The organism is Paenibacillus mesotrionivorans (assembly GCF_046098205.1).
Lineage (GTDB): Bacteria > Bacillota > Bacilli > Paenibacillales > NBRC-103111 > Paenibacillus_AR > Paenibacillus_AR mesotrionivorans.
Window position 1 is genome coordinate 106,383 of the sequence record NZ_JBJURJ010000012.1, and the last position, 14,694, is coordinate 121,076.

At 52.0% G+C, this 14,694-nt stretch carries 8 protein-coding genes; all 8 read left to right on the forward strand.

Translation table 11 applies throughout. The annotated features are described in order from the left end of the window. Positions 1 to 42 precede the first annotated feature (42 nt). Positions 43 to 996, forward strand: coding sequence for an ABC transporter permease (locus ACI1P1_RS18305; protein WP_416217877.1), 954 nt, complete (start codon positions 43 to 45; stop codon positions 994 to 996). 11 nt (positions 997 to 1,007) lie between these two features. Further along, positions 1,008 to 1,877: a carbohydrate ABC transporter permease gene (locus tag ACI1P1_RS18310; protein ID WP_416217879.1), complete on the forward strand. Its 870-nt coding sequence runs from the start codon at positions 1,008 to 1,010 to the stop codon at positions 1,875 to 1,877. 106 nt (positions 1,878 to 1,983) lie between these two features. Further along, on the forward strand, positions 1,984 to 3,582 hold the full coding sequence (locus ACI1P1_RS18315) for an extracellular solute-binding protein (RefSeq protein ID WP_416217880.1): 1,599 nt from the start codon (positions 1,984 to 1,986) through the stop codon (positions 3,580 to 3,582). 161 nt (positions 3,583 to 3,743) lie between these two features. Next, positions 3,744 to 5,441 (forward strand): sensor histidine kinase, encoded by a 1,698-nt coding sequence (locus ACI1P1_RS18320; RefSeq protein ID WP_416217881.1) that lies wholly within the window; start codon positions 3,744 to 3,746, stop codon positions 5,439 to 5,441. After that, entirely contained in the window at positions 5,413 to 7,026 is a 1,614-nt protein-coding gene (locus ACI1P1_RS18325; protein WP_416217882.1) for a response regulator transcription factor, read from the forward strand. Before ACI1P1_RS18320 ends, ACI1P1_RS18325 begins: the two co-directional genes overlap by 29 nt. A gap of 110 nt (positions 7,027 to 7,136) precedes the next feature. Next, positions 7,137 to 9,338 (forward strand): FAD-dependent oxidoreductase, encoded by a 2,202-nt coding sequence (locus ACI1P1_RS18330; RefSeq protein ID WP_416217884.1) that lies wholly within the window; start codon positions 7,137 to 7,139, stop codon positions 9,336 to 9,338. A 211-nt stretch (positions 9,339 to 9,549) separates the two neighbouring features. Continuing rightward, entirely contained in the window at positions 9,550 to 13,227 is a 3,678-nt protein-coding gene (locus ACI1P1_RS18335) for a golvesin C-terminal-like domain-containing protein (RefSeq protein ID WP_416217885.1), read from the forward strand. Continuing rightward, positions 13,110 to 14,591, forward strand: a complete 1,482-nt coding sequence (locus ACI1P1_RS29740; RefSeq protein WP_463605679.1) for a golvesin C-terminal-like domain-containing protein — start codon at positions 13,110 to 13,112, stop codon at positions 14,589 to 14,591. The genes ACI1P1_RS18335 and ACI1P1_RS29740 overlap by 118 nt, the downstream gene beginning before the upstream one ends. The last annotated feature ends 103 nt before the right edge of the window (positions 14,592 to 14,694 follow it).

Genomic DNA, 14,694 nt, shown 5'->3' on the forward strand with positions numbered 1-14,694 from the left:
GCCTGCATGCTAAGATATAGAAAAATAAGGAGCAGTGATGATATGCAGACGAAATGGGCAGCAGGACCAGGCTCCGGCATTCTACCCGCCAGCCTAAAAACCCGGATTAAGACAATCCGCAGGTATAAAACCATGTACCTTTTATTATTTCCCGCGCTGATCTACTTTGTTATCTTCAAGTATATCCCGATGGCGGGAATCGTGATTGCGTTCAAGAATTACAATATGGTGCTGGGACTGTGGGACAGCCCCTGGGTAGGGCTCAGTAATTTCAAGGATTTCATCAATGGAGTGTACTTCTGGGACATTATGGGGAACACCATCATCATCTCGCTGTATAAGCTGTTAATCGGGTTTTCCGCTCCTATCCTGTTAGCCCTGCTCCTGAACGAAGTGCCGAAGCAATGGTTCAAGCGGATTGTGCAAACCATCACCTACCTGCCCCATTTCCTGTCCTGGGTCATTGTGTACGGCTTAATGGTATCCCTGCTGTCTCCGGGAGACGGCCTAATCAATATGCTGTTAAAGGAAAACGGCTTCAATCCCATCTCGTTCCTGACTGAACCCTCCTGGGGCAGGCCGGTGATCATCATGTCCGAGGTCTGGAAGGACATCGGCTGGGGAGCTATCTTGTACCTTGCTGCCTTGGCGGGAATCGATCCCAGCTTGTATGAAGCAGCCCGTATGGACGGAGCCTCCAAGTGGAGACAGCTGTGGCATGTGACACTGCCCGGCATCCGGGGCGTCATCGTGTTGATGCTGATTCTGAAGCTGAGCCACATTTTGGATGCCGGCTTTGACCAAATATTCATGTTCTCCAACACCTTCAACCAGGAGAAGATCGACATCATCGATACCTGGGTGTACCGGGAGGGCTTGGAACGGTTAAGGATCGGCTTGGCGACTGCAGTGGGTTTGTTTAAAGCCGTGATCGGATTTGGGTTGGTGCTGGCGTCCAACAAGCTTGCCAAAAAATTCGACGGGCAAATCTGGTGAGGAGATCGATTATGGTAAATCAGACGTTTGGAGAAAAAGTGGGACAAGTCTTTGTCTATAGCATACTGGTGTTGTTATCCGCGCTTTGTTTGTTTCCCTTCCTGTATGTGGTTGCCGTTTCCGTTACCTCGGAGGCGGAGGTGCTAAGAAGAGGGGTTGTGATTATCCCCGAGGCGGTTACCTTCGCGGCCTACAAGGAAGTGCTTTTCTCCCAGGGTCTGGGGCAGGCGTATAAGGTTACCCTGTTTCGTACCCTTGCGGGGACAGCACTCAACATGCTTTTTACCGTGATTGCCGCTTATCCCCTATCCAAGAGATATTTGCCGGGACGCAGTCCCTTCCTGTTGTTTATCGTCTTTACCATGATGTTCAGCGGGGGCCTCATCCCTTCGTACTTGGTCATCCGTTCCCTGGGATTGCTGAATACCCCGTGGGTGCTTATCGTTCCGAATTTGATCAGCGCCTTTAACCTGGTTATTATCAAAGGCTTCTTCGAGCAGCTTCCTCCCGAAATTGAGGAGTCGGCACGGGTGGACGGAGCCAGCGAGCTGCAGTCTCTGTGGAAGATTATCCTGCCTCTCTCCATGCCCGTCTTAGCAACCATTTCCTTGTTCTATGCAGTCGGGCATTGGAACAGCTACTTCGATGCCATCGTGTATATCAATGATACGAAATGGATGCCGCTTCAAGTGATTCTGCGCAATATCCTGCTTAATGTTCAGGCGCAAAGTGCGGATATGGGCTCCAGCTCGGAGCATGTGAGCACCATTGCCCTGCAGATGGCTGCTGTTGTGGTGACGACGGTACCGATCCTCATCGTCTACCCGTTTTTGCAGAAGCATTTTACCAAGGGCGTACTTGTAGGCTCCATTAAAGGGTAAGAAGGGCGGTGGCTTTAACGCCGGAATGTTCTTCCTTTCCACGATCTGCGCTGTGAGGGTATAGGGCATTCCGGTGTGATACTATATATACAAAGGAGAGGTCAACATGCAACGTAAAAAGATTATTTTTCCCGTGCTGGCTGCAATAGTCGGCTTGGGAGCGGCTGTGTCAGGCTGCGGAGGAAAGAATGAGGCTGATCCTGCAGCCGCAACGGCTGCTTCGGGCAGCCCGAAAGCCGAAGCCAACAAGTTCGCCAACAGGTTGAAAATCACGATGTTCAATCAAGGTACCTTCAACGCGTCGGCTCCGGTTCCACCCCTGGAGGAGGATATTCAGCGTCAGATGCTGGGGAAAGCGGTAAATATCGATCTGGATATGATTATTCCCCAATCTGGACAGGCGACCACCAAATTGAATACGCTGATTGCCGGCGGAGATATTCCCGATCTGATCTTCCTGAAAACCCGGACGGACCTGGCGCAATATTACGACCAGGGGATTCTGGCGGACTTGACTCCGTATCTGGAGCAATTCCCCGAATTGAAGAAGCGCTTTGGCAGCGGCTCCTGGGATGCGGCCAAATATAAAGGAAAAACCATTGCCGTTCCGGGCTACGACAATGTAAACGGGATGATCAACAGCATCTATATCCGCAATGATTGGTTAAAGAAGCTGAACCTGAAGGTGCCGACAACGCCTGATGAGCTGTTCGAGGTAATGAAAGCCTTTACAGAGAAGGACCCTGACGGCAACGGCAAGAACGATACCTACGGATTCATCGGGGGTATGAATAAGGAAGGGACTCTTACATCCTATGGCTTCGACACCCTGATGTGGATGTTCGGTGTAAACCCTCCGGGTGCTATTGACGTCAAGGATAATAAGGCAGTTATGCTATTCACGGATCCTAAAATGAAAGAGGCGCTTAGTTATATCAATAAGATGATGGAAGCCAAGCTGGTGGACCCCGACTGGGTAACCATGAATACCTCCGATCTGCTCGATCAGAAGCTGTTTAAGGGCAAGGTCGGTGTGATGGTAAGAGACGCGCGCAGGATGGAGCCGGATGCCCAGCAGAAAATGAAGGAGGTCGGCGGAGAAATTCCGGATTGGGTCATTATTCCTCCCATGAAGGGGCCGTACGGGGATCAGCTTCTGGAGAGAAAAACATACCAAAGCAACACCTGGGCGATTTCCGTAAAAGCAAACAAGGAGAAAATCACCCGAATCCTGGCCATGCTGGAGTATGTTTTTACGGATAAAGAGGCCTACCCCCATTTTGCATACGGAGTGAAAGGAATCCATTGGGATTTGGTAGACGGCAAGGCAAAGAATAAAATCCCTGAGTTATCCAAAGAGGTGAAGGATAAATACGCCTGGGTGGACCATTATAAATTCCCCCGGCGCGGTGATGACGCGGAATACTTCAGCTTCAAAAACCCGAAAACCATAGAGGCCTTCGAGAACAATCAGAAGTACGTAGCTCCTACTCTGCCCGGAGCCTCCTTGACGGCTGATGCCAACGATACCAAGGCAGTGGAGCGGGTACGCTTCATCAATGAATCCTTAATCAAGTTCATGAGCGGCAAGGAACCGCTCTCCAACTGGGATAGCTTCATCAAAACCCTGGAAACCAAGTTCGACCTGCAGAAATATAAGGATAATGTAGATCAGCAGCTGAAGGAACTGGGATATATCAAGTAAATACAGGGAAGAGGGGAGCGAAGTGCTGCTCCTCTCTTTGTTGGATTATGGTATGCTTGAATGAAATCTGCATAAAGGGAAGACAGCCGATGCGAAGAAGAACAAGCCTGCCTATGAAACTATTTCTCATGTGCTTTGCATTTGTTTTAAGCTGCATCATCTTGATCAGCCAATTGTCTTACCGATATATCCAGATGGAGGTAAGGGCTAATGACGACTATTATCTCAAGCAGATCCTCGATAAGGTGGATCAATATTTAACCGTCAACTTTTCCTCCTTCCAGACCATTCTCTTTTCCCTGCAAACATCGGTGCAGGCCAATCTGGGCAACACGGATATGATCCGGGATCAGGTCAGGCAGCTGTATGAGCTGAACAGCAATTATGTCAACAATATTTATTTGATCAACAGCGATCTGTCCATTATCGGCGGAAGCACGGCTACCCGTATCTTTGACGAAGCGCTGCCTGACCGGAAGCCTCTGCTTGAGGCGGCGGACAAAAACAGAAGGGCAACCTTTGTAAGCGAGCCTTATCAATCCGCATATTCTGGCTGGACGGTGACTATGGTCCGGTATTTAAGCGGTACTCCAGTCCCCCTAGCAGTGGCAGTTGACTTGGATCTGAATGCCATCGAGGAAGCCTTATTCAAGATTAATAAACAGGAACAAATGAATCTGGCGCTTATCACCTCAACAGGTAAAATAATCGCCGGCTTCTCCGAAAATAGAGAGCCTCTGGAAGTAGATGACCACATGTTTTTCATTGGGGAGACGTCAGGGGAACAGATTCTGGACAGCAGCGGGTCCAGTATGCAGGTCAGCACCAAGGAAGGGAATCCGGTTTCCATTTTGAAGCAGCCTACAGAAAAGTTCAATTGGTTCATCATTTCGATTAACGATGAATCGCGTTTGGAGGCGGCGCTGGCCAGATTGCAAACGTACTACTTCGGGCTGTTGCTTGCCGGCTTAGTGCTAAGCCTGCTCATTTCCTACTTCATTGCTAAGTATATCCGCATTCCGCTGTATTACCTGAAGGCCAAAATGAACCGGGTGGAGCAAGGCGATCTGAATGTGACCATATCCATAAAACGGAGTGATGAGTTTGGCGAGCTCTCCCGGGCATTTGACAGGATGCTGCAGCAAATCGGCGAGCTGATGCAGCGCTCTGAGCAGCAAAACGAGCTCAGGAGAAGGCTGGAAATTCAGGTTCTGCAATCGCAGATTAACCCTCATTTCCTGTATAACACGCTGGGCTCCATCAGCAATGTCGTCCGTCTGGGACAGCTGGATAAGGTTGATGTGGTGATCGGCTCGCTGATCTCCTTATTGGAATACGGAATATCGGAAGCTTCGGAGCAGGTTGAGTTGCGTTATGAGCTGCAGAATGTTTCCGACTATATTGCCATCCAGAATATCCGCTATAACCGGAGCTTTCAATTGATCGAGCAGATTGAGGAAGGGCTTATGGCGTTCCCGGTATTTCGGATGCTGCTGCAGCCGTTAGTGGAGAATAGTGTTTTTCACGGATATAGCGGCGGGCAGCTGGAGGGATCGATTGCCATTCGTGCTTATGGCGAGGGTGAATTCACTGTCATTGAGGTGGAGGATCAGGGTGCAGGGATCACAAAGGATAAGCTCGGGCATCTGTTGGTGCCCGATTCGGCCGGTTTGGAGCCTAAGCGCAAAAGAATCGGGATGAACAACATTCACGAGCGAATCAAATTGCATTACGGAGAGCAGTATGGTCTGCAGATTATCAGTATCCCCGGCAGGGGAACCAAAGTCCGTGCGTTATTCCCGCCCAGTCCGGCAAAGGAGCTGCATAAAGATGAGAACCTACACCTGCCTCATTGTTGACGACGAGGATTTGATTCTGCAAAGGCTGGAGCTGTTCTTCCAGGAGCTGGCCCGCAGGGATAAACGGTTTCTTCTGGTGGGTAAGGCATACAGCGGGATAAAGGGGATGGAGGAGGCGCTTAGACTGAAGCCCGATATCATCCTGTCGGATATCGTCATGCCGCAGCTGGATGGAATATCCATGATTGAGGAGCTGAAGCCCAAGCTTCCCAACACCCGCTACATTCTCCTTACGGCATACTCGTCGTTTGAATATGCCCAACGGGCGATCCAGGCCAATATTATGGAATACATCATCAAGGTTCCCCTTCGGGAAGAAGCCCTGCAGCGGGCATTGGATAAGGCGGCCGCCTCCATGGAGGAAGCCAGAAGAAAGGAGGACGAGCTGCTATCCCTGAATGTGGCGGTGCAGGAGAATAAGTACCGGGTACGCAAGCAGTTTTTCAACGAGCTGGTCAGGGGGGAGGTTCCCCCCCACCGGGCTGCGGACTTCGGAAAACGGATGCAGCTTCAATTTTTTGAGGCTCATTATTGCTGCTTTATTGCAGAGATGAACCACTATGACACCTTTCGAAACGAGTATTCGGCAGTAGACCAGAGTATTCTGAAATATGCGGTTATCAATATCATCGATGAAACCCTGGTCAGCTTCGGTGCAGGAGCGGCCTCCGAATTGCTCGACAATCATTTTATCGGATTTCTTGCCTGGAGCCATACCCGCAGTGAAATGGATACGGAGCTGGTCTGCCAGACGATGGGACGCCAGATTGTGCAGAACTTGAAGCAATTCCTGAATCAAGAGGTATCTGTTGCCTTCGGCAGTCCCCACCGGGGCTGGGAGTCGGTTAACCAAGCCTATACGGAGGCGGCTGGTGTGTGTGCGGACTTCTATTTTCATGAGGATAAGACGGTCATTACCTTAGCACACCGCATCCCTTACCATAATGACCGGCGGGAGGCCCTTCAAGAGAAGCTGGCGGATTTTCTTGACTGGATGTTCAGGGATGTTACCAGAGCGGAGCTGGATGAACGGATGGCAGAGATAAGCCGGTTTTTCTCGGATAATAAAATTCATAAGTCCATCTTGGCGCCTATGCTGCGGAATTTTTATCGAGGCATTTCAGCAAAATTGAAATCATGGAGTGTTATGGAGTCTGAGGACGAGGAGTTCCCGCTGCAATTTATGACATTCCGGGAGCAGCTCAGATTCATCAGCAGCTTTATCACGGAATGTCTGCAGGAGAACAAGCTTGTTCACCGCACAGAGATTACAAGAGCCCAGCGGTTCATTGAGCGGAATCTGAAGCTGCGCCTGAGTCTTCAGGCCATTGCCGATCATGTGAACCTGGCCCCCACCTATTTCAGCAGCCTGTTCAAGAAAACCATGAAGGAAGGAGTCGTGGATTATATTAACCGCCGGAAGATTGAGCTGTCCCTGGAGCTGTTGCAATCGAGGGATTACTCCATTATGGAATTATGCGAGGAAGTGGGAATTGTGAATGAAGGCTACTTCTGCAAGCTGTTTAAGCAGTATACGGGAATTACACCCAAGCAATACCGTAAAAAAATCCACGGGCTGAAGTAGCCTTATCCGCCAACGGATAAAAATCTGTGAATTTTTCATAAAATCCTGTAAACAAGCGGCTCCGAGAAAGGTTACCATGAATAGCAAATCTATTCATGGAGGTTATCACAATGGAGCTTATTAAATCGGATGTGACCGTCATTGGCGGAGGAATTGCGGGAATATGCGCCGCCATTGCCGCTGCACGGAACGGATTGAAGGTAACCCTCATTAATGACCGTCCTGTTCTGGGCGGGAATGCCAGCAGTGAGGTCAGGGTTCATATCAACGGCTCGGCTTATCACGGGATCAGCCCATCCTATTATGCCCGGGAGGGCGGGCTGGTGGAAGAGCTGAAGCTGAAGATTTTCCATTACAATCCCTTGTATAACAAAAAGATCATGGCCTCGGTGTCGGATTCGGTCCTATTGGACATGGTGTACGGGGAACCGGCCATCTCCCTTTTCCTGAATACCTCCGTGTATGAAACAGGGATGGAGAACGGAAGGATAGGCTGGGTGGACGGTCTGCAGTTGGCCTCGGAACGGAGGCTGCGGTTTGAAAGCCCTTATTTCATTGATTGCTCCGGCGATGGAGTGGTGGGATACCAGGCAGGCGCTCTTTATAAGCGGGGGAGGGAGGCCAAGGCCGAGTTTGACGAAGATTTGGCCCCGGACACCGCAGACCACTACACCATGGGGGATACGATCCTTTTTCAAACCCGAGATGTGGGCTATAAGGTCCCGTTCCGAAGGCCCGAGTTTGCATACGATATTACCAAGCTGGATTTCTTCGATAGTATCCGCAGAGGCTTGAATTATCGTGCGATTCCCCGCAAAATCAATGGAATTGGCGGGTTATGGTGGCTGGAATTCGGCGGGCATCTGGATGTAGTTCGGGACAACGAGGATATCACGCTGGAGCTGCGTAAGCTGGTTTACGGGATCTGGGATTACATCAAGAACAGCGGCGAATTTGATGATGTGGACAATGTCATCCTGGATTATGTGTCTCCGATCGCCGGGAAACGGGAATCAAGGCGTTTTGTCGGGGATTATATGCTGTCGCAAAAGGATCTCACGGAGAAGCCGTATTTCCCGGATGCCGTGGCTGTAGGAGGCTGGGCTATGGACCTGCACGCTGCCAGGGGGATCTATGATGAAGGACCGGCTACGGCGTGGAATTTTGTTCCCGGGCTGTACAATATCCCGTTCAGAAGCTTGTATTCAGCCAATGTTCCCAATCTGATGATGGCAGGCCGGAATATAAGCGCCACCCATGTGGCCTTTGGGTCCACCCGGGTGATGGCTACCTGCGGCTGTATGGGGCAGGCGGCAGGAACGGCTGCCGCTTTATGTGTGCAATATGGTGTGAACCCGTCTGCTCTGGCAGCAAATCATGCGCCGGAGCTGCAGGCGGCCCTGCTAAGGGACGGGCAGACAATCTCCGGGCGCAGGGAGGAGCCGGACCCTTATTTCGCAGAGGGGTTAACGGTGCGCGCTTCGTCTCAGCGGGCGTACAGTAATGCAGTGGGTGCTGAAGCCGTTTCTTTGGATAAGTCTCTATGCTTGGTGCTGCCTGTTCATACGGAGCATGTGGAGAGCGTAAGCGTGAGGGTCAGGAATCAGGGAGCAGCAGCGGAAACCCTGTTCGTACAGCTCTTCGGTGGAGACCGGAAGGAGACGTATATTCCCGGCAGCAGGCTCAGGAGCAGCAGTGTGGATATCGCGGCAGGCTTCGATGGGTGGATTACTCTGCCTTTGGATTGCAGCAAACCCGCGGACGACAAGCTTTATATCGTGCTTGAGGGTACAGAGCAGCTTGCTGTGTATTGCAATGATGATCAGCTTACGGGGGCGGTCAGCTTCCAGTATCAACCGGAGGTGCCGGCCAAGCTGAAGAAGTGGAGCAGGAATATATGCTTCAAGGATCTGCTTCCCGCCCAGAACATGTATGAGCCCGCCAATGTGGTCAACGGGTATTCCCGGCCTTACGGGCTGCCCCATGTATGGGTATCTGAACGGACGGAGGGGCAGGAGTGGCTGGAGCTTGCCTGGGCCTCACCCCGGAATGTGGAGGAGCTCCATCTGGTGCTCAATCCGCGGTTGGACTTGGAGCACTTCAACGATCCCATTGAAACCCTGATTAAGGATTATGATGTGATCCTGAGCCTTGCGGACGGGAGCCAGCAGAGAATAGAGGTCAGAGGGAATTATCTTTCGTTAAATAAACATCCAGTTGGCATGCAGGGCATAACCGGCATCCGATTTGAATTCACAGCTACTTACGGCTCGCCTTACTACGAGGTATTCGCCGTGAAATTGTACAATTAACCTCATGTTAAGCTATACCCGCTTGATTGCCAGCAGCCGGGTATAGCTTTTTTTCAATTTTGCGGACAGCGCGGCAACGGCAAAAGATCGTATAAGAATTTCTTAAAATCCTAGAAATGTAAGGGCCGCAGACAAGCTATCATCATTTTAAGAAAGCGTTTACAATATGTGGAATTGCTTTCTATCTTATTGAAAAGGAGGGTATGGGATTATGTTCAGAAAGCTATTCATCATTTGCCTTATTGCGGCAATCGTTTCACCATTCGCCGGGGGTGTAAGGAATCCCCCTGCAGTGTCGGCTGAGGAAGTGCTGCCGTACAAGACCATCATCATTGACGACGGAAGCCTGTCCATTGACGGTGTCGTGACCAGCGACCCCACCAACACCTCTAACGGCTATAAAACCACAGGCAACTGGAAGGTCAGTACCACTGTGAAGGGCTACAACAATTCCGGCACCAGGTACACGGATACCGTTAACAATACCGTCACCTGGAACCCCGGACTAAAGGCAGGAACAGCCAAAATCTCTTTGTACAAGCCGGATTGGGCGGATAAAGCAGACAGCAATGCGAAGGTCGAGATTGTCCATAACGGGATGACGGAGGTGCAGTCTATCGATCTCCGGCCTTCGGCGGGCGGTGCCGGCTGGGTCGAATTGGGTGACTTCTACTTCAACGGTGTAGATGAAGAGTTTGTCCGGGTGACCCGGGTTCAGGCTACGACCAGCACCATCCTGACGCGTGTTGACGCCGTTAAATTCGAAGGACATATCCAGCAGCAGGCTACTCCTTACAATACCATCATCATGGATGACGGAGCGGAGGGCTTTTCTGCTTCGAGCGGCTGGAAGACAAGCACTGGTGTAAAGGGGTATAACAATTCCAGCACCCGGTATACGGACAGCATCAATGATGTCATCACCTGGAATCCCAGGCTGGAGGCCGGCAGGGCCAGAATCTCCTTATACAAGCTGGATTGGGCGGAGAAGGCGGATGGCAATGTAAAGGTTGAAGTGGTTCATAACGGGTCAACGGAGGTCCAATATATAGATTTGAGACCCGCGGCAGGGGGGACGGGCTGGATCGATTTGGGAGAGTATGACTTCAGCGGAGCAGGCAGCGAATTCGTCCGGCTGACCCGTGTCCAGCCGACCACCAGCAACATTCTGACGCGGGTGGACGCCCTTAAATTCGAGGGCTATATCAGGCAGAAGGCCGCGCCGCTTCCGCCGCTGCGCAGCCGGACACTGCAGAATTTGACCTACACGGATAAAGGCAGCATTGAAAATAACAGCTACAAGGCTACCTTCTATGAGGCGGCATGGGATGGCGGAGGAAAAGCGATAGTCCGTGACTTGTTCTACAAGGATGCAGCAACAGGAGACTGGATACCGGCCAATACGGTACCGGAGCGGCTTGAGGAGCAATGGGTTATTCTGGATGGAGATGCGGCTCAGCAGACCAATTATTATGAAACCATGAACAAAAGCTGGGTTACGTTGGACAGCATCCAATTCCCCGACGGGCAAACGGCAGTATTGACGGATTCCTCCCATGGGGAGGATTACGATTTTCAGGCAACCTGGTCGATGACACAGGATAAACCGGATGTGTCTTACGCCTTTACCCCGCGCCGGGACGGCAGCTATGTGATCGGCTATCAGTCCTTCACGGCGGAGGCGCCTGCAGCCGTGAATGAAGTGTTAAGCGGGTTCAAATCCCATGCCAAGATGATCGGTACTGTAGAATCCACAGGCTTATGGGAGCTGACCGCCCCCATGAGTTTGGTGGAGAAGAACAACGGGAATGGCTCTGCCTTCACATACGGGGTATTTGTGCCGGCCGATGAGCTTCCGCTGGAGTTCGAGCCCCATGGCAGAACCAACAGTCAGCGTCTCGGGATGAGCCTTGTCAACAACGAGGGTGATGTTCAACCGATCCTCTATGCGCCACAGCTGGGAGCATACTCGCGCATGACCGCGGAGAGTACGTACCGGTTCCACCTGGGCCTGGCTGCTCAGAGGGGCAGCCTGTATGATGCTTACGAGAATGTGCTTCGCAGCGAATACGGCTATACCGCATACCGGGAGAATGCAGCAGGCGGATCGCTTACGGATGCCATGTTCAATATGATCGACCTTCTGAAGATGGAGCCGCAAGGGGATGACTCGGTAAATTACGTGCCCTCTCCCAGCGGCTGGTGGAGCAGGGCCAAGGGCTTTATTGATATCGAAAATGAGGATACGGTTCGCACCTCATCCAATGGTGTTCTGTTAGGCACCTACTACCTGACCGGGGATGATGAGCTCTACGATACAAGGGCCCTGCCTGCCATCGAATTCGGAGTTTCGCGGAACGGACAGGGCTGGTCGCCGACGAAGAAGCCGGTGTACAGTGTCCCTTCCTTATGGAAAATGGCCTCTTTGCCCTTTGACGTGACAACGGTTTCGGCTTTGTCCCAGCTAATGGAGGGCACAGCAGGCATTCAGGAGCTGGGGCAGGAGGAATACCGCTTCCGCAACCCGGATGAAAGCGGCCGGGGGCCTGTCATTCAACCGCTAATGATGTATAGGCTGACAGGCAACGCCACGTATTTGCAGCAGGCAAAAACAGCAGCAGATTCGTATATCGCTCTAAATATTGACACACCCGCCTCCGTAAACATCTCCCAGAATGAGTTTATTTATCATTACGGCAAGCTGTGGATGGAAATTCTGGAGCTTTATGAGGAAACCAAGGAAACGAAATACCTGGATGCCGCGTACAAGGAGGCCAAGCGGTACGCCACCATGTTCGTCGCCCGCCCTGTGCCGGAGGGCATCACGACCATCCCCCAGCCGAATGCCCCCTACAAGGAATCCTTCCATTGGCCGGCGAGCGGCAAATATGAGTATCCCCGGGATAACTTCCCGGAATACGAAACCGGGGGTGTGCAGGCGGAGAACTGGCTCATCTCACCCACCGGTTTGACCTTTGAAGCGGGCAGCACGGATGCCTATTACCGGATGAATGCCCAGGAGGCGCCGTTTATGCTCCGGCTGGCGCAATACACCGGCGACACGCTGCTGCGGGATATTGCCCATAATGCCGTGATCGGACGGTATTCCAATTATCCGGGTTATTATTACAAGGGCTTCTCTGTGAGCCAGCTGGAGCCGGAGTTTCCGCTGGAGGGTCCCAGCGAACCCACCTCCGTTTATTATCACCATGTGCCCGGTCAGCTGGGGCAGACGATGGATTACCTGATCAGCGAGCAAACACTGAAATCCAGCGGAAGCATCTCCTTTCCGGCGGTATTCGAAACCAATTTCCTGTGGTTCAAATACCATCTCTACGGGCATAAGCCGGGTACCTTCTACGGGAATTCCGGTGTATGGCTATGGATGCCCAAGGGAATTATCCAGACCGGCAATCCGCAGCTGAATTGGATTACAGCAGAGAGCGGCGATCAGCTCTACATCGGGCTCAGCAACGAGTCAACGGAGGCGCAGACGGCCTCGATCACCTTGAATCAGCAATTGATCGGCTTCAATCCGGCTTTGGAATATCCGGTGACCGTTATCCGGGATAACGGCACACCTGAACAGACGGTGATGCGGAACGGGAAAATTGATGTCACCGTCACTGGCCGGGGGCTAACGGCAGTTATTGTAGGCGGTCTTGCGATTCAGTTCCGCAGCACCAAATCAACACGGCTGCAGAGGATACATCCGGTGCAAGCTATTTTTTCGATACGCATAGTCCCATCGATGCTGTCAAGAGTATGCTCATCGTTAAACCTGACGAAACCTCTTATAACGCCTATATCCAGGCCAAAACAGAGCAAGCCTCCATCCTCCACTATTCGCTGGATGGCGGGAGCACGTATACGGCAGCTCCAGATTTGATCTACCCGATGGAATGGTCGATCCGGGTGAACGACTTGTCCAAAACCTTCACTTATTATGTAGAGTCAGAGGGGAAGCAAACAAGAACGCGAACCCTGTATCTTCCTGACCGGGTAACAGTCCCTCCAGTCCAGCCGGATTGGCAGCCGGGAGGCTCCATCGTGGTGGATAATACCGAGGCGGAAACAGAGGGCGTCTGGATACGCGATACATCGGGCAACGGATACTACTATGACGGCTATGTTTATGTGAAGCCTGTGACGGGTACGGCAACCAGCAGGATTCGCTGGCGGCCGGAGCTGCCCGACAGCGTCACCTACAGCGTTTATCACAAGCTTCCCCAAATGCCTGCAGGTGAAAACTGGTCAACCAACGCTTCGTTTACGGTTTATTACAACGGAGGCTCGCAGACAGTTACAGTGGATGAGAAAACCAACGGCGGAGGTTGGGCATATTTGGGCGCATTCCCTTTTGCAGCAGGAAGCAGCGGCTACGTGGAGCTAACGAATCAGGCCAATAACACGCGGGTTATTGCCGATGCTGTGATGTGGGTAAGTGAAACTGTACGTCCGCAATGGCAGGCGGTTGTCCTGAGCTCGGACAGGGCATTGCTGGAAATGACCCATACCGCACAGCTAAGTGTGACGGGCTACATGGATAACGGGCTTCCCGGTGATCTAAGCCAAGCGCAGGTGGCGTATTACGTGGACAGGCCTGATTTGGCTGCAGTAGACGGGAATGGGGTGTTGACGCTCCAGCATATCGACGGGGTAGCCGACCAAATCCAGGTATGGGCCGTTGTAACTGTTGACGGAATCATTATGGAAACCCCTCATGTAGCCATCCCTATAAGGGATTTGATTGTGATCGTGGACAGTACGAATACTGCGGGGCTGTATGTCACGGAGGGCTCATGGAGCCAAAGCAACCTGTCCGGTTACAAAACAGGCGTGAAATCCCGCTATTCTACGACACAAGGGTCGTCAGCCATGTGGAAGGCCCAGTTTCCGGAGGGGAATTATACTGTCTCCCTCTACAACCTTGTCCACACCGTATCCCAGGACAAGAATATAAAGGTGGAGGTGAAGCATAAAACCGGCACCGAGGTTATGTACATCGACCAATCCTCCGGTCCGTCGGGCTGGCTGGAGCTGGGCACCTATGATTTTGCCGGAGACGGCAGCGAATATGTCAAGATGACTAGAGTAACTCCCAGCACCATCGACCCGCCAACCCCGGCAGCGGATATGATCTATACCCGGGCGGATGCAGTCCGGTTCCAACGGCATTCCATCAGCCCGGCCGATCATGTGGGTGTGGATGACTTGTCGTTGCCCATCAACGGAGCTATGAAGGAGCACTAGCTGATTCAATCAGGTAACCAAAGGCCGGCCATCCCCGGATGGCTGGCCTTTGGTGTTGGAGGGGGCACTTTCGAAATTTACAAGAAGCTGCTGAAGCTGAAGG